Annotated in this window: 15 protein-coding genes; 7 read left to right on the top strand and 8 right to left on the bottom strand. The window is 63.3% G+C overall.

The genetic code is table 11. The features are described from left to right. Positions 1-38: 38 nt before the first annotated feature. Complete coding sequence (locus AC5RU9_RS14130) at positions 39-1,148, bottom strand: FAD-dependent oxidoreductase (RefSeq protein WP_494016921.1); 1,110 nt, start codon at positions 1,146-1,148, stop codon at positions 39-41. Positions 1,149-1,341: 193 nt separating this feature from the next. Here AC5RU9_RS14130 and AC5RU9_RS14125 point away from each other — a divergent pair, with 193 nt between their 5' ends. Next, positions 1,342-1,779: a DoxX family protein gene (locus AC5RU9_RS14125; RefSeq protein WP_494016920.1), complete on the top strand. Its 438-nt coding sequence runs from the start codon at positions 1,342-1,344 to the stop codon at positions 1,777-1,779. A gap of 46 nt (positions 1,780-1,825) precedes the next feature. Here the strand turns inward: AC5RU9_RS14125 and AC5RU9_RS14120 are convergent, their stop codons facing one another. Continuing rightward, positions 1,826-2,896 carry a Gfo/Idh/MocA family protein gene (locus tag AC5RU9_RS14120; protein ID WP_494016919.1) on the bottom strand — a complete coding sequence of 357 codons (1,071 nt, stop codon included), beginning with the start codon at positions 2,894-2,896 and terminating at the stop codon, positions 1,826-1,828. A gap of 566 nt (positions 2,897-3,462) precedes the next feature. Between AC5RU9_RS14120 and AC5RU9_RS14115 the strand changes: the two genes are divergently transcribed. The 3 genes from AC5RU9_RS14115 to AC5RU9_RS14105 are packed head-to-tail and all read left to right on the top strand — an operon-like array spanning position 3,463 to position 6,451. After that, complete coding sequence (locus tag AC5RU9_RS14115) at positions 3,463-4,545, top strand: efflux RND transporter periplasmic adaptor subunit (RefSeq protein ID WP_494016918.1); 1,083 nt, start codon at positions 3,463-3,465, stop codon at positions 4,543-4,545. 5 nt (positions 4,546-4,550) lie between these two features. Beyond that, the gene (locus AC5RU9_RS14110; protein ID WP_494016917.1) at positions 4,551-5,273 is read left to right on the top strand and encodes an ABC transporter ATP-binding protein; all 723 of its coding nucleotides are present in this window, start codon (positions 4,551-4,553) and stop codon (positions 5,271-5,273) included. Continuing rightward, positions 5,270-6,451: an ABC transporter permease gene (locus tag AC5RU9_RS14105; protein ID WP_494016916.1), complete on the top strand. Its 1,182-nt coding sequence runs from the start codon at positions 5,270-5,272 to the stop codon at positions 6,449-6,451. The genes AC5RU9_RS14110 and AC5RU9_RS14105 overlap by 4 nt, the downstream gene beginning before the upstream one ends. Here AC5RU9_RS14105 and AC5RU9_RS14100 read toward each other — a convergent pair. From AC5RU9_RS14100 to AC5RU9_RS14075, 6 genes are all read right to left on the bottom strand, one after another. Beyond that, on the bottom strand, positions 6,429-7,121 hold the full coding sequence (locus tag AC5RU9_RS14100) for an ABC transporter ATP-binding protein (RefSeq protein ID WP_309990690.1): 693 nt from the start codon (positions 7,119-7,121) through the stop codon (positions 6,429-6,431). The two genes, AC5RU9_RS14105 and AC5RU9_RS14100, sit on opposite strands and share 23 nt — an antisense overlap. 2 nt (positions 7,122-7,123) lie before the next feature. After that, positions 7,124-8,593, bottom strand: a complete 1,470-nt coding sequence (locus AC5RU9_RS14095; RefSeq protein WP_494016915.1) for an ABC transporter permease — start codon at positions 8,591-8,593, stop codon at positions 7,124-7,126. 195 nt (positions 8,594-8,788) lie between these two features. Next, positions 8,789-9,886: a substrate-binding domain-containing protein gene (locus AC5RU9_RS14090; protein ID WP_211713047.1), complete on the bottom strand. Its 1,098-nt coding sequence runs from the start codon at positions 9,884-9,886 to the stop codon at positions 8,789-8,791. A 53-nt stretch (positions 9,887-9,939) separates the two neighbouring features. Next, on the bottom strand, positions 9,940-11,208 hold the full coding sequence (gene mmsB / locus AC5RU9_RS14085; RefSeq protein WP_211713048.1) for a multiple monosaccharide ABC transporter permease: 1,269 nt from the start codon (positions 11,206-11,208) through the stop codon (positions 9,940-9,942). A 45-nt stretch (positions 11,209-11,253) separates the two neighbouring features. Then, positions 11,254-12,810 carry a multiple monosaccharide ABC transporter ATP-binding protein gene (gene mmsA, locus AC5RU9_RS14080; RefSeq protein WP_211713049.1) on the bottom strand — a complete coding sequence of 519 codons (1,557 nt, stop codon included), beginning with the start codon at positions 12,808-12,810 and terminating at the stop codon, positions 11,254-11,256. A 130-nt stretch (positions 12,811-12,940) separates the two neighbouring features. Next, positions 12,941-14,131: an ROK family transcriptional regulator gene (locus AC5RU9_RS14075; RefSeq protein WP_494016914.1), complete on the bottom strand. Its 1,191-nt coding sequence runs from the start codon at positions 14,129-14,131 to the stop codon at positions 12,941-12,943. A gap of 332 nt (positions 14,132-14,463) precedes the next feature. Between AC5RU9_RS14075 and AC5RU9_RS14070 the strand changes: the two genes are divergently transcribed. From AC5RU9_RS14070 to AC5RU9_RS14060, 3 genes are all read left to right on the top strand, one after another. Continuing rightward, positions 14,464-15,306: a carbon-nitrogen hydrolase family protein gene (locus tag AC5RU9_RS14070; RefSeq protein ID WP_494016913.1), complete on the top strand. Its 843-nt coding sequence runs from the start codon at positions 14,464-14,466 to the stop codon at positions 15,304-15,306. A gap of 64 nt (positions 15,307-15,370) precedes the next feature. Then, on the top strand, positions 15,371-15,817 hold the full coding sequence (locus tag AC5RU9_RS14065; protein WP_494017135.1) for a GNAT family N-acetyltransferase: 447 nt from the start codon (positions 15,371-15,373) through the stop codon (positions 15,815-15,817). Between the two features lie 91 nt (positions 15,818-15,908). Further along, entirely contained in the window at positions 15,909-16,670 is a 762-nt protein-coding gene (locus tag AC5RU9_RS14060; protein WP_494016912.1) for a tyrosine-protein phosphatase, read from the top strand. The last annotated feature ends 78 nt before the right edge of the window (positions 16,671-16,748 follow it).

Below are 16,748 nucleotides of genomic sequence, written 5' to 3'. Positions count from 1 at the left end.
CTTGCGGGGTCTTTTCGCGTCCGCCGCCGGGTTTACTCCTAGCGGTCGGCGAGGAACCGCGCGGGTGCCGTCCCGCCGTCGACGATGTCCTTCAACACCCGGCCAATAGCCGGCGTGAACTTGAAGCCGTGGCCCGAGAAACCGGCGCCCACCACCAGCGGACCGAAGCGGTCCAGCACGAAGTCTTCGGTGGGGGTGGTGGTGTACGTGCAGCTGATGGGAACCGCGGTGGCAGGGTCGACGCCGGGAAGCCACTCTTCTGCGTAGCGCACCAAGGCTTCGAGCTGCTGGGGGATGGGCTCGAACGTGCGCTCATCGGGGTCCATGACGGGGCCGACACCATGCCAGCCCGCCTTGACGCCTTCGCCGGGGGTGAGCATGCCGTACACGGGGCTGAACCAGTATTCGTAGAGCTCATTGTTGGGATCCGGGTCCGGGTTGTGGTTGAAGCTGGGCCAGACCAGGGTGTTGTCCGTCGGGGTGAAATGGGCGGGTTGCTCCTGGGTGACCACCAGTGCAGGGAGTTTGGCGTGGTCCTTGATGACTTTGGGGGTCCATGCCCCGGCCGTGACCACCACCCGGTTGGCCCTGTATTCGGTTTCTTCGGTCACCACAACCACCGATTCGGCGCCGTCCACGCGGATGTCCCGGACCGGCGTCGAGTATTTGAAAACGGCGCCGTGTGCTTCGGCGGATTGCCGCAGCGCCACCAAGGCATCGGCAGAGCGTATCCGCCCCGACCCGGGCACGAAGAGGACGTCGGTGGCGAAGTTCATGCCTTGCCAGCGATTGGCGGCGTCGTCCGCGGAAATGAAATAGCTCTCGATGCCGCGTTCCTGGTGGGCTTCGCGGATTACCTCCAGCTTGGGGATGTTGCCGTGGTTCGCAAGCCCCACCAGGTCCAGCAGCGGGGCGCCGTACTCCGCTGCAAGTTCGTCCCAGAGGGTCTTGGATTCAGCCAGGAGGTCCAGGTAGTCGGCCTCGGCGTAGGCGGTGTTGAAGTTGCGGGTTGCGCCGTGGGACGCGCCGATGTGGTGGCCGGCCTCGAACCGTTCCAGGAGGACCACCGAGTGTCCGGAACGGGACAGTTGCCACGCGGCAGCCGATCCCATGGCTCCTCCACCAACAACTACAACGTCTACCTGCATTCCCGCTCCGTCCGTCACTCACCACAAAACCATGCCCAAGCGTGGGCCTCGTTCCATTCTGCCCCTACTCACCCAACTGGGTAGCAGCAGAGCGCGTTTTGAGAGCTGAAAACGCGCTCTGCTGCCACTCAGTTGGGTGGGGCGGGGTTTGCTTGGTTGGCGCCTTGGCCGAGGACATGGAAGATTGGTAGGCGTGAAATTCCTTCACCCCTCTCCCCAGTCATCCTCCCGCGGCGTCACCATCCTGCGCGTGGTGTTTGGTGCGCTCATGGTGGTCCACGGCCTGCAGAAGCTCATGGCCGGACACGCAGCTTTCGCCGCGTCCGTGGCCGCCATGGGTGTCCAGAAGCCCGAACTCATCGCCTGGTTGGTCATCGCCGGAGAACTCGGCCTTGGCACGTTGCTGGTCCTGGGTGCGCTGACCCGGGTGGCCGGGTTCCTCGCTGCGATCCTGTTCGCGTCGATCTGGTTCGTGACGGAGGCGGGCAAACCGCTGCTGACCGACGCGTCCGGCGTGACGGCCGAACTCCTGATCATCTATTTCGCGATCTCGGTGGCGTTCGTGTTCCTGGGTCCCGGCGCGCTCTCCCTGGACCGTAAATTAGCGCGTCAGCCGACGCGGGGTCGTTAACGCACCCGGGTTAAATCACGACGGCGGCAGTCACCCGCGCGGGCAGTCACCGTGCGTCGTTCGGGTAGCGGATGCCCAGCTGTGAGCGCACCCCGTCGAAAAGGCGCATGACGTTGACCGAGTCTTCCAGCGGCATGACAGGGCTTTCCGTGAGGCCCTGCTGCACGCATCGCGTTACTTCGCGGAGCTCGTACGTGTAGCCGATGCCCACCACATCAAAGTGCTCGTGCCGCGGCTCGTCCCAACCGACCTTGACCAGCAGTTCACGCGGGTTATTCACCGAACCGACGGTCTGCAGGAAGCCCAATCCGCCGGCAACAGTGGCGGTGCGGGGCCCGTGGGCCATCAGGGACGACGTCAGTTGCGCCTGCGCACCGTCGGCGTACCCGAGCGTCAGGGCGTTCTGGGTGTCCACGCCATCCTCGTTCAGCGACCCGACGGCGGTGACCGACTGCGGGAAGCCCAGCGTGCCAAGTGCCCAGAGCAGGGGATAGACGGTGATGTCCAGGAGCGCCCCGCCGCCATCGTTGAGGGCCCAGATGCGGGCGGTCGGATCGTAGGGTGCCGGGAACCCCAGATCTGCGCTGACCCACTGGATGTCCCCAAGCTCGCCGGAGGCGGCGATCTCGAAGGCGCGTTGCATGCTCGGGAGGAAGCGGCTCCAGACTGCCTCCATGAAGAACACGTTGTTTTCCCGGGCCAGCTTCACCAGTTCGGACGCTTCGCGGGCGTTGATGGTCAGGGCCTTCTCGCAGAGGACGTGCTTGCTGGCCCGGAGCGCGGCCGAGGCGATTTGGAAGTGCTGGGCATGCGGAGTGGCGATGTACACCACATCCACTGCGGGGTCGGCGAACAACCGCTGGTAGCCGGTAACACCGCCGTCGTCACCGTAACCCTTGGCGAAGCCGAGCGCACCGGCGAACGTATCCGCCGCCGCTTGGGTCCGTGAACTTACTGCGTACAGCTCAGCGTCTTCCAGCAGCGCCAGGTCCTGGGACACGCTGTTGGCGATGTTGCCCGTGGACACCACACCCCACCGCAATGGACGGCCTGTAGCTGCCTGTGGATCCTGGTTGGTTTGCTCGAACAGCCACGGCCTGGCTATGGGGAGAGTCATGCGATTCATCCTCTCATTCAGGGCGAGGGTTGGCGGCTAAGCCAATGGGGTGCCGCACCCTTTCGCGCCGTCCGCCCCCGTAACCTCTGGTGCACGGGGCGGGAACGGGTGCGCCCGCGGGGAACGTGGGGTGCGTCCGGCGGGAACGGGTGCGCTCGCACGATGCAGGGCGGGGCTCGGACTTGGAGTGTGCGGGGTTTGGAGTGTGCGGGGTTTCGTGTGTGCGTGGGTTCGTGTGTGCGGGTGCCGCACCCTTTCGCGCCCCTCGCCCCCGTAACCTCTGGTGCGCTCCGCGGGAACGGGTGCGCCCGCGGGGAACGTGAGGTGCGCCCGGCGGAAACGGGTGCGCACGCGGGGAACGTGGGGTGCGCTCGGCGGGAACGGGTGCGCTCGCGGGGAATGTGGGGTGCGCCCGGCGGGAACGGGTGCACCAGTCCGGGACGATCGCGACACGGTAAGCCTTCTGTCAAGTCACACGAATGCCCGGCGACGCGAATTTCCTCGCCTAGGCTTAGGCCATCATCCCTCGCAGAGGTTCTGTGGGGAGTTACCGAAATGGAGCAGGGATGGGTATTTTTCGGCGCGTCATTTTGCCGGTTGCCTGGTTGGCCGTATTCGCGATTATCGCGGTGGCCTTGGTCAAGATCGCTTTTGTTGATGGCATGGAGTCTGCGGCATCCGAGCCGGCACCGCTGGCCCAAGTGGACATTCCGGTGGTCCCGGCCACGCGGGCCACGGTCACTAACACCGTACAGATCAAGGGCACAGTCCAGAGCGACGCAGCCGACACCGTCCGCAGCACCTCGGCCGGTAAAGTCATCAAGGTCTTCGTTGATCAGGGTGCCACCGTTGCCAAGGGCGACGCACTGTTCCAGGTCAAGGCCGAGCGGGCCGTCAACGCCGCCCCTTCCAAGGACGGTACCCCGCCGAAGCCGGTCTACGACTACTTGGACATCCTGGCTCCCAGCGCAGGAACCCTGCAGTCACTCTCCACGCTCATCGACCAGCAAGTGACCGTTGGTGAGTCCGTGGGCAAGATCGATCCCGGCACCTACACCGTGGCGGGTTCAGTGACCGCTGCCCAGCAGTACCGGCTCCTCGGCAAGCCCGGTCCGGCAGAAATCGCCTTGGTGGGCGGCCCGGCGCCGTTCCAGTGCACCGAAGTGACGCTCAAGAACAACGCGTCCGACGACGGCGGCACCGGCTCGGGCGGTTCCGTCGCCAGCGGTGGAGGTGCTGGAATGGGGGTGGGCATGGCTGTTGCCGGCCCGGGCGCGCCGAGCCAACCCGAGGAGGGCGGCACTCCGACGGGAACGCTGAGCTGTGCCGTCCCGTCCGGCCAACAGGTCTTCGCTGGCCTGGGAGCCACCATGACAGTCAGCGCGGGCGTCGCGCCGGATGTGGTCACTGTCCCGTTGACCTCGGTCAAGGGAAGCGTGAAGGACGGGATCGTCTGGATCGCAGGGCCGGCTGGGGCAGGGGCCGCACCCGAGCAGCGCACGGTCCAGTTGGGGCTAAATGACGGCTCGGTGGTGGAAGTGACCTCGGGGCTGGCCGAAGGCGAGCAGGTTCTTGAATTCGTACCCGGCGCGCCGGCTGTCCAAGGGCCTATGGGTCCGGGGCAGGTTGCCGTGGCCCCGGCGGGTTAGCGGCAATGGAACAACTCAAGGAAACACTCGTCAGCCTCAGGTCGGTCACCCGGTCCGTCACCTTGCCGGATGAACAACAACTTCACATCCTCAAGGGCATCGACTTGGAGGTCCACAGCGGAGACCACACAGCGATCGTGGGTCGTTCAGGGTGCGGCAAATCCACCTTGCTCAACCTTCTGGGCCTGTTGGACGTTCCGACGTCGGGGGAGTTGGAGTTCCTGGGCCAGCCCGCTGACCGTTTGGGCAACAACGCCCGCGCCCGCCTCCGGGGATCAACCGTAGGTTTCGTGTTCCAGCAGTTCAACCTGCTGCCGGGGCGTACCGCGTTGGACAACGTGATCACGCCGCTGTTCTACGCCAAAGGACGGGAGTTCTGGCGTCGACGGGAACTGGCCATGGACATGCTGGACCGGGTGGGTCTCGCGGCCCGTGCCAACACCATGCCCAACATGCTCTCCGGCGGTGAGCAGCAGCGCGTTGCCATTGCTCGGGCCTTGGTCCGCCGGCCCCGGCTCATCCTTGCCGACGAGCCGACGGGTGCCCTGGACGTTGAGACCGGTCAGTCGGTCATGGCGCTGCTGGACACCGTCGCCACGGAAACCGCCGCGGCCCTGGTCACCATCACCCACGACACCAACGTGGCAGCGCTGGCCCGGGCTTGCTATCGCCTGGATGCAGGGGTTCTCAGCCCGCTCACGCTCGCTGAAGCGGGGGTGTCCGCATGACGGGCCTCGTCTCCACGTTGGTTGAAGCGTGGCAGGAACTCCGGATCAACAAGGTAAGAATCCTTCTGGCACTCATGGGTGTTGCCCTGTCCGTAGCTGCCCTGACCTCCGTGGTGGGCGTGGGAAACCTGGCCCGCGAAGGCTACAAAGTGCAGTCCGAGCGCAACGGGGGAAGGGTTGCCACGCTGGCCCTGAGCGTCAACGGCCCCACCCCGCCGGACCCGGCAAAGATCGAAAAGGTGTACCAGGGGATCCAGCAGCGCTACGGCATCACCACCTCCACCCACATGGGCCAGACCCAGGCCGGGTTCCAGTTTCCCCGCGGAGTGACCCCGGTGAGCATGACCATCGTGGACATCGGCTATGGCACCATCCACCGCGTCCCGCTCCTGCAAGGAAGCTGGTTCGCTGCCGATGACGGCCAAAGGCTGGCCCCCGCCGTCGTGGTTTCCGAAGCGTTCTACAACCAAGCGGGCAGGCCCAACCTGACCACCCACCCCACAGTCACCATTCCAGGGGACCAGCCGGCAACGGCCGTGATCATCGGAGTGGTGCCCGACGTCTATCCGGACATGCCACCTGCGGCGTTCATCCTGACCGAAGGCGCGGCCATGACGGGCATGCAACCGCAAATGTCGGAGTTCAAACTATGGGTGGGCGAGGAACAAGCGGACACCCTCATGGGAGCAATCACCGCCGACCTCCAAGGACAGTTCCCCGGCTACTACGCCCAAGCCAACCGGGTTGACTACGCGGCCTGGGGCGACCCGTTGGCTCCCGTGCAGTTGGTGGTGGGCGGAGTTGCCGGGCTGGTGCTGCTGCTTGGCGCGGTGGGCATGCTGAACATCTCCATGGTCACCGTTCGTTACCGGGTGCGGGAAATCGGCATCCGGCGCAGCTTCGGAGCGACATCGGGCCGCATCTTCGTTGGCGTCATGATGGAATCCGTGGTGGCCACCGCTGTTGCGGGGATCGCCGGAGTGATGCTCGCCGTCGCGGTGGTCAAACACCCCTGGATCGAATCGAAGGTGGCGCCGGGACTCACCGAATATCCGGCCTTTCCCATCGACGCAGCACTGCTGGGGTTCGGTGCCGCCGTCCTTGTGGGCGCACTCGCCGGAGCAATTCCTGCCCTGGTGGCGGTGCGCGTCAAGGTTATCGACGCGATCCGCTTCTAGCCTCCTCCGTGAGCCGACCCTGCTGAAGCCGGAAGCAGCGTTCGGTCTTCTGTGCCAGGCTGCGGTCGTGGGTAACCACCAGGATGGTGGTGTTGTGGTCGCGGCTCAGTGAGCTGAGGAGTTCGATGATGTGCTCACCGGTTTGCTCATCAAGGTTTCCGGTGGGCTCATCGGCGAGGATCAGCTTGGGTTCGTTGGCCAGCGCCCGCGCAATGGCCACGCGCTGCTGCTCGCCGCCGGAGAGCCTGTTGGTCCTGCGCGACTGCTTCTCCGGATCCAGTTGAACCTGCTCCAGCAGCTCCTTGGCCCGCTGCAAACGGGCCGACTTTCGGACACCGGCGAACTCCATGGGCAGCATGACGTTGTCCACGGCGCTGAGGTTGGGGATCAGGTTGAACTGCTGGAACACAAAACCGATGTCCCGGCGACGGTACTCGGTCAGTTTGCCGTCCGGTAGGCCCGCCAGGCTGACGCCGTCCACGACGACGTCTCCCGAAGTGGGCTTGTCCAGCGCGCCGAGGAGGGACAACAGTGTGCTCTTGCCGCTGCCGCTCTTGCCGACGATGGATGCTAGCGAACCCTTTTCAAGTTCGAAGCTCACGCCGTTGACCGGCTTGATGGTCCGGTCGCCGGACTTGAACTGACGGACCAAGTCCTTGACTACAATCACGGCTATTCTCCTCGGAGTACTTCGATGGGACGGATGCGGGCGGTCAGCAGGGCAGGGACCAGGGCGCCGATGATTGCCACGGCGAACACAGCTGCAATGCCGGCAGCGAGGACGCCGGGGGAGACGCTTGCCGTAACGGAGGTCAGCAACTGGGATGCGCCGCCGAACGGACCGCCCTGCCCGCCGCGCGGGAACCCGCCACCGGGCACTGCACCGTTCGGTACGGCTCCGGCGAGCCCGCCGCCGCGCTGGGTGGTGGTGGCCGCCGTCGTGGTTGTGTTGGAACTGATCAGCGCGGAAGCGATGCCGCCGCTGGCCAGTGAAGCAATGACGGCACCCACCACGCTGCCAAGGGCCACAAGCACCAGGGACTCCAGTACGAACTGCAGGCCGATGGTCCGGTTCGGGGCGCCGATCGCCTTGAGGACGCCGATCTCGCGGCGGCGCTCGCGGACCAGCATCACCATGATGAGCAGGATGATAATTCCAGCTGTCGCCAGGGCGGCAATGAAGGCGATCAGTGAGATGTTCTTGACGCTGTCCAGGGAGCTGACGGCTGTTTCGAGGTTGCGTTGGCCCTGGGTGACGTCCGCTTTGTCCGTGCCCAGTGCGTTTTGGACGGCGGTCTTGGTGCTGTCCACGTTCTCCATGCTGTTGACCGTGACGATCATGGTGGAGAGTTCATCCGGGGTTCCGGCCAGCGCCTGGGCTTCGGGCAGCGTCACGTAGACGGCGTTGTTGCCGAACGTGGTGCCTGCGTCGAAGATGCCAGCGACGGTGAACGTTTTGTCCTGGACAGTGAAGGTTGAGCCCACGGTGAGGTTGTTCTTCTGGGCCAGGGAGGTGCCCACCAATGCGGTGGCTGCTGCTGTGCTGTAGTCGCCCAGGCCGGTTCCGCTGGTCAGGTTCAAGGCCTTGCCGGTGGTGTCCACCTCGGCGCCGATACCAGTTGCCGTGATGGGCAAGGTGCGGGTCGGCTGGGTGGTGGTACCGCTAGTGCCTGTTGTTCCGGTGGAACTGTTGCGGGTGCCCAAAGTACCGGCGTCGACGGCGGCCGTCAGGTTGGTACTCACTGTTGCCTGCTGCCCGCCCGGACCGAACCCGCCACCCGGGCCGGCCTGCTGGGTGGTGCCGGTGGTCGCTCCGGTGCTTCCCGTCGTCGTGCCCGCGGTCTGGAGCCGCAGCGCCTTGGTTCCCACAACTGATGTCACGTTGGCGACCGATGCCGCGGTCTGGGCTTCCGCCGTCGTGAGTGGTTCACCGCCGCCTTCGAAGCCCTGGCCCCCTGCCGGGTTGACGGTAAGGGTGGTGCCCACGGAGGCGTTGAGCTCCTGGACCTTGGCACCCACGGCCTGATTGGCCACGAGCATGGCCAACGCCAAGCCGATGGCTACGGCCAGGACGGCAACAACCGCCGCCGTTCTGATCTTGTTGCGGAAGGCATTGCCTACGCTTCGGGCAAGGACGCTCACGTTTCTCCTCTGGACCTGCAGATTGTCCGGCCCGCTCGAGCGCGGGCCGCAGGTCCAACATTGCTGAGCGCTGCTGTGCGGCGCACCAGCCGAAGCTATGCGTGGGCTGTGAAAGCGTGGGCGTTGAAAGCGTGGGCTGCCAAAGCAAAAGCCCGGCCCGCCTGTGTGGCGGACCGGGCTTGCTGTGTTGCGGTGTTACTTGGTGATCGGGCCCAATACCGGATCGTCAACGTAAGCGGTCTTGACGTTCTCCTTGGTCACGATCTGTGGCGGCAGGAGGAAGGCCGGGACGGTCTTGACGCCGTTGTTGTAGGAGTCCTTGTCGTTGATCTCCAGCTGCTTACCTGCCTGGAGGTCCTTCACCATGGTGATGGCGTGCTCAACGAGCTTGCGGGTGTCCTTGTTGATGGTGGAGTACTGCTCACCAGCCATGATCGACTTGACGGACTCAACCTCGGAGTCCTGGCCGGTGACAACCGGGAGCGGCTTGCCGGCGGCCTTGACGGACGTCAGCACTGCACGGGCCAGGGTGTCGTTCGGGGACAGGACGCCGTCCAGTGAAGCGGTGCCGTAGCTGCCGGTGAGCAGCGTATCAGCGCGACGCTGGGCGTTTTCAGCCTTCCAACCCTGGGTAACAGCCTGCTCGAACGAGGTCTGGCCGGAAACTACCTTGAGGGTGCCGTCGTCGATCTTCGGCTTCAGGACGCTCATGGCGCCGTCGAAGAAGACCTTCGCGTTGGCATCGTCGGGGGAACCGGCGAAGAGCTCAATGTTGTACGGGCCGGAGGGCTTCTTGGCCTTCATGCCGTCCAGCAGGGCCTGGCCCTGGAGGACACCAACCTTGAAGTTGTCGTAGGCCACGTAGTAGTCCACGTTCTCGGTGTTCAGGAGCAGGCGGTCATAAGCGATGACCGTTGCGCCGGAATCCTTGGCCTGCTTGAGCTGCGTACCCAGCTGGGCGCCGTCGATGGCACCCACAATGATCACCTTGGCACCCTTGGTGACCATGGCACTGATCTGGTTCTGCTGCTCGGACACGCCGCCGTTGGCGAACTGGACGTCGGCCTTGAAGCCGGCGCCGGTGAGGCCGTCGTTGAACAGCTTCTCCGCCAGGACCCAGTTCTCACTGGTCTTCTGCGGAAGTGCGACGCCGATCAGCGAGTCCTTGGGGAACGCTTCCCCGCCAGCTGTGCTGCTGCTTGAGCCGCTGTCAGTGCGGCCGCAGGCCGTCAGCGCCAGTGCCGCGATGGCAGCGACTGCTGCTGCCTTTCCTGCTTTACCAAACATTCGCATATCTTGGTTCACTTTCTGTGTGGGTGGGGTGGAGCGAGTCGTGCGGAAACCGGTCAGGCTTCCTTGGAAATGACCTCTTTGGTGGAGGTGGCTTCGTCGGGCTTGATTTCGTTGTTGCGCTGGAAGTTCTTCATCAACATCCCGGTGATGGAGCGCTTGCCCTGGGACTTGTTGTAGACATCGAAGGCGACGGCTGCCAGGAGGACCAGGCCCTTGATGATCTGGGTGAGGTCGGCGCCAACGCCGAGGAGCTGGAGGCCGTTGTTCAGGACAGCCATCACCAGGCCACCGACGATCGAGCCGATAACCGTACCAACACCACCGGTAACGGCAGCACCACCGATGAAGACTGCGGCGATGGCATCCAGTTCCCAACCGACACCGTCGAACGGACCCGATGCGGTGGAGCGGGCTACGAAGATCATGCCGGCCAGGCCAGCCAGGATGGACATGTTCATCATGACCATGAAGTTGACCTTCTTGGACTGGACGCCGGAAAGTTCGGCTGCGTGGCGGTTGCCACCCACCGCGTAGACGTGGCGGCCGAGGACCGTCTTGTCGGCGATGAAGCCGTAGATGAGGACCAGGACAGCCAGGATCAGGCCGGGGATGGGGAAGGAGGTGCCGGGACGGCCCGTGGCGAACAAGTACGTTGCGTAGAGGATCGCGCCGCAGATCAGGACCAGCTTGGTGACCTCAACCCAGAGCTCCGGAACTTCGGCGCCAAGGGCCTTGGCGGCGGCACGGGCACGCAGGGACATGATGATCACGAAGGCGACGGCTACCAGGCCAATAAGCACTGTGAGGTTATTGAAGCCGGTGTTCGGCCCAATCTCGGGAAGGTAACCGGAACCGATGAACTGGAATTCCTTGGGGACCGGAATGGTGTTGGACTTGCCCACGAACTGGTTGAAGCCACGGAAAAGCAGCATGCCGGCCAGGGTCACGATAAAGGCAGGTATACCCACGTAGGCCACCCAGAAACCTTGCCAGGCACCGATCACCGCTCCCAGGAACAGGCCGAAGAGCACACCGACCCACCAGGGGAAGCCCCAGTCCCGCATCGCGAGAGCCACGAAGACGCCCACGAAAGCGGCTACCGAGCCTACGGAAAGATCGATGTGGCCGGCGATGATGACCAGCACCATGCCGATGGCCAGGATCAGGATGTAGGAGTTGCCGTTGAACAGGTTGATCACGTTGCCGGGGGTCAGCGTGCGTCCCTCGGTGAAGATCTGGAAGAAGACGATAAGTGCCACCAGGGCGAAGATCATGCCGAACTGGCGGGTATTGCCACCAAATAGCTTCTTGAGCGCGTTCATTGTTTTGGTCCTTGTGTCAGGAAGGGGTAAGTCTGGGCCAACGGGTCAGGCGGTCTTGCGGGCGGAAGTCATGAGTTTCATGAGGCTTTCCTGGTCTGCTTCGTTCTTGTCCAGGACGCCTGTGATGGCGCCTTCGAAGATGGTGTAAATACGGTCGGACAGGCCCAGGAGCTCAGGAAGCTCCGAGGAAATGACAATCACTCCCTTGCCCTGGTTCGCGAGCCTCTGGATGATGCCGTAAATCTCGTACTTGGCGCCCACGTCGATTCCACGGGTGGGTTCGTCCAGGATCAGGAGGTCCGGATCGGTGAACATCCACTTGGCCAGCACCACCTTTTGCTGGTTACCACCGGAAAGCTTGGCTACGCCTTCCTCAACCGAGGGGGTCTTGGTGCGCAGCGACTTGCGGTATTCCTCCGCGACGGAAAACTCCTTGCGGGTATCCACCACCGAGTAATTGCTGATCTTGTCCAGGGCCGCTGCCACAGTGGTGGTCTTGATGTCATCCAACAGGTTTAGGCCCAGGGACTTGCGGTCCTCGGTGACGTAACCGAGTCCGGCGTCGATCGCTGCCCGAACGCTGCGGAGGTTCACCGGCTTGCCATCCTTGTAGACCTGGCCCTTGATGAAGCGGCCGTAGGAGTGGCCGAACAGGGAACGGGCCAGCTCGGTCCGCCCGGCGCCCATCAGGCCAGCGAAGCCCACAATCTCGCCTCGCCGTACGTAGAAGTTGGAGCCCTTGCAGATCAGGCGGTCTTGGATTTGGGGATGTCCCACGGTCCAGTCCTTGACCTCGAAGAAGACCTCACCGATCTTGGGTTCGTGGTCCGGGAAGCGCGATTCGAGCGTCCTGCCCACCATGCCCTTGATGATGCGGTCTTCGTCCACGCCGTCGCGCTTGACGTTTAAGGTCTCGATCGACTTGCCGTCGCGGATGATGGTGATCTCATCGGCGATCTGTTCGATCTCGTTGAGCTTGTGGGAAATGATGATCGAGGTGATGCCCTTGCCCTTCAGGCCAAGGATCAGGTCCAGCAGGTGCTGCGAGTCGGACTCGTTCAGTGCCGCGGTGGGCTCATCAAGGATCAGCAGGCGTACGGACTTGTTGAGCGCCTTCGCGATTTCCACGAGCTGCTGCTTGCCGACGCCGATTTCCTTGATGGGGGTATCGGGGTCGTCCCGCAGGCCCACGCGGGCCAGCAGTTCCAGGGAACGCTTGCGCGCTTCCGCCCAGTCAATGACGCCCCATTTGGTGGGTTCGTTGCCCAGGAAGATGTTCTCCATGATGGACAGTTCGGGGATCAGTGCCAATTCCTGGTGGATGATCACGATGCCCGCTGCCTCGCTGGCGCGGATGTCCTTGAACTGCTGTGTCTGGGCCTGGTAAACGATGTCGCCCGTGTAGCTCCCGTACGGATAAACGCCGGAGAGGACCTTCATGAGGGTGGATTTCCCTGCTCCGTTTTCACCGCAGATGGCGTGGATTTCGCCGGCCATCACTCGGAGGCTCACATTCGACAAGGCCTTCACGCCCGGGAATTCCTTCGTGATCGATCGCATCTCCAAAAGGATGGGATCACCTTGCGTGTCGAGGGATGTCATCAGCCCTTACGCCTCCAATGCATGACTTCGTTGTCGGCCCCGCAAACGGCGGAGCTGTCTGATGAAAAAGTAAACTGGATCACCCGGCTTGTCGTCAAGACTTGAACGCATCATCCAGCTAACGATTTCGTTACCTGCCGGTAATACCCGCGTGTTGGAACACCAAAGCGGCTGCTCCCAAGGCCTCTGCACGTGCCCCCAGCGAGGACATGGCGAGGTGTGTTGTCTCGCCCACGACGGGCACGGCGTGCCTGACGAGGCCGCGCCGGATCGGGTCCAGCAACAGGTCGCCCAGCCCGGCAAGCGGGCCACCGACCACGATCACCTCGGGGTTGATCAGGTTGGACACGTTGCCTAAAGCGCGGCCCACGGCCAGGCCGGCGTCGTCCACCACCCGCTGTGTCGCCGAGTCGCCGGCAAGGCAATTGCGGACGATGTCCTGGGGCGTCAAGAGCGTCTCTTGGCCGCGTCCCAGCAGCTCGATCATGGTGGTTGTGGAGGCGATCGTTTCGAGGCAACCCCTGTTCCCGCACCGGCACACCAGTCCGTGCTCGTGGATGGTTGCGTGGCCGATTTCGCCGGTAATTCCCACATTGCCGTAATAGGGAAAACCGTTGAGAATCAGTCCCGCGCCGATGCCGGATCCGATCTTGAGGAACATCAGGTTGGAGACGCCACTGTGCGGTCCCCAGGTCACCTCGGACAACGCACCCAAGTTGGCGTCGTTATCAACAAACACGGGGCAATTCAGTGCTTCCTCCAGCCGGTGGAGGATGTCGATGCCCACCCATTCAGGCAGGATGGCACCTTGGGCCACGGTGCCTGTGCGCCGGTCGATTGGCCCGGGAATCCCGGCGCCCGCTCCCACCACTGCGGTGCGGTCGATGCCGTTTTCGTGGAGCAGCTTTTCCAGCAGCTGGACCGCCGCTTCAATGCCTTCTTCTGCCTGGTGACCCAGCGGCAATTCGATGTAATCCTCGGCAATGACGTGATAGCCCAGTGACGCCAGGACCACCCGGAGGTGACGGCGCCCAAAATCGATTCCGACGGCGACCGCACCGTTGCTGTTCAGCCTCACGTTGGTTGCCCGGCGGCCTGAACTCGTGGTGGGCTCCGTGGAGACCAAGCCGGCGTCCTGCATGATTTTCACGATGTTGGACACCGTTGCCGTGGAGAGGCCGGTCTGGCGGGAAAGCTCTGCCTGCGTGGATGGCCCGCTCAGCAAGCACTCGATGATGCGCTGTTGATTGAGGTGGCGGAGCGCCGACTGCGAGCCGGGTTTTCGAGGGTGGCTCTTCGTTGAGCGCTGTGTAGCGGGCATGACAAGAAGATTGCCCCACAAGCATCCTTGTAGTCAAGAAGTGAACACAGCGAGTCAACCTTCCCCGACATACTCCAACACAAGAACACCGGATATGTACCCCTTGTGAAGCTCTCTATGCGTTGCGGGGCCCGCTTTGCAGGGTAAGTTCGCGCCGTAGCGTGCAGAGTGGGCCTCACAACGCGACGGGAGCGGGCAATGCGTCCCATTTTGGAAGTGCGCGGGTCCAATCGCCTCAGCCTGCGCACGGCCCACGAGCCTAAGCTTGAATCACGAAAAGCCCGGGGCTCTCGGATGAGCGTCGGGATGAGGCGAAAACCTAGGTGGTAAAGATGCTGCTCTCAGTCCTGCAGGCAAACGCTTCCGTCATGGATGTCGAGGCGAACCTGCGCACCATCGACGACGCCGCGCAGCGAGCCGCCCACGCCGGGGCCGGGCTGCTCCTCACACCAGAGCTCTTCCCCGTTGGATACGCACCCCTGCGACTCCACGCTGAACTGGACCCCGCCACACTGCCTGGCATCCGGGAACGCCTCGCCGGGATCGCCCGGTCCCACGGCATTGGCCTGGTCTACAGCCTTCCCGCCCTGGCGTCGGGGGAGGAAACGCACGACGGCGCAGAGTCGCGTGCTGCTCACAGCGCCTGGAATATTACGGCTACTTTGCTGGACGCAACCGGCTCCGAGGTCCTCAATTATGCCAAGGTCCACCTCTTCGGCCCGGAGGAACACAAGGCGTTCGTGGGCGCCCAAGAACCTCCCGCCGTCGTCGATTTCAATGGAATCCGGACATCGATGCTGATCTGCTACGACGTCGAATTCCCGGAAGCCGTCAGGGCCGCCGCAACAAGGGGTGCCGAACTCCTGCTCGTGCCGACGGCGCTGTCCGCCGGATTCGAGAACGTCCCGCAGGTCCTCATCCGGGCCCGCGCCTTGGAAAGCCAGCTCAACGTGGCCTATGCCAACCACTCCGGGCACGAGGACGTGTACAACTTCCTGGGCGGCAGCGTGGTGGCCGGACCGGATGGTTCATTGCTCGCCGCCGCGGGGGAGTCCGCCGCGCTGCTGTTCGCCGAGGTGGGCACAGAGACGGTAAAAGCTTCCCGGGATGATGTTCCGTACCTTCGCGAACGCCGCCCGGACCTCTACAGCCGGTGGGAGCAGCGCGGTTCCTAGACGGAGTGCTGTGTAGCGTCTCGGGAACCGCCTTAGGGGTGCGCTGTTGGAGGTCGCCCCACCAATGTGCTGCGTGTTTGGATGGAGCATGACTGCCATCAACGTAGTTAGGGCCCAAGACCTGCCACTCAGTGAAGTTCTTGAGTTATACCGTGCGGTGGAATGGCTTACTTACACGAAGGCCCCTGCCAATCTAGTACGAGCGCTGGAAGGATCTTCCACACTCGTGGCGGCTCATGACGGCGAGACGCTGGTTGGACTGGCGCGTGTCATTTCCGATGGTGCCTCGATTTGCTACCTCCAGGACATTCTTGTTCGGCCGTCGCATCAGAGAAGAGGTATAGGACGAGCCCTCGCTGAACGGGCACTGGGGGAGTACCCGCATGTGCGGCAGAAAGTCCTGATCACCGACGACGAGCCGAAGCAGAAAGCGTTCTACGAAGCGCTCGGCTACACCCAGGCCGAGGAATTCCAAGGAGGATCGGTCAGAGCCTTCATCAGATTCGACTGACGGCATCCGTCCGCTCATCCCAAAATAGGGATCCGCTTAGGGTCGCGGTGCGTGACTCCGTTTGAGCGGGTTGGCTTGCTTTACTGGGGGCATGGAAAAATCCGCTGGCGAAGACCGCACCCTGCACGCTGACGGGCTACTCAATGGCCGTGACCTAGGAGGGCTCCAGCGTGCCGACGGGACCTTGACGCCTCGTGGGATATTCTTCCGCAGTGAAAATGTCGACTTGCTCACCGTAAGCGGGTGGCAATCCATCTACGACGCCGGGATCCGCACAGTGGTCGACCTGCGCCAACAACGGGAGCGGGAGATGGATATAAAGGAGCGACCCCCTTGGCTCACAACCGTCCACGTTGATCTCGACGGCTTGGAGAACACGGATTTCTGGGCAAGCTACTGGGACAGCGGCTTGGTGGGCACGGCCCTCTATTTCCTGCCGTATCTCACGGCAATGCCTGAACGTGCCGGCTCAGCTCTTTCTTCGATCCTGAATGCGCCATCAGGCGGCGTCCTTTTCCATTGCATGGGCGGCAGGGATAGAACCGGGATTATCTCCATGCTTCTGCTGTCGGCGGTGAGGGTCCAACACGAGGCTATTGTTCACGATTATCTGGAAACCGTGAGACTTGGGGATATACGTTCTGCCAGCAGCAATCGAAACAGTGCCGAACCCGAGCTCAATGAACTCTGCGTGCGCCACGGAACGACCACAGAGGGAGCGTTTCGAGCCGCTCTGGCTGGCTTCGACTTGGACGTTTTTATTACGGCTGCAGGGCTTAATGACGAAGACCGCGCAGCACTTGCTTCCTGGCGCGGTAGCGTCGACTGCCGTCCTGCAGGATCTGCGATCTAAAGCTGTGGCAACCGCCTGAATTCGTCGATCCTTCAGCGATGTTTGTTCGGATTCGGGAACTTTTCTGCGGGCATCGGA

This window comes from Arthrobacter sp. B0316-5-4 (assembly GCF_059090325.1).
The sequence above is the reverse complement of the archived record's forward strand: the minus strand, read 5'-3'. Positions and strand labels throughout refer to the sequence as shown.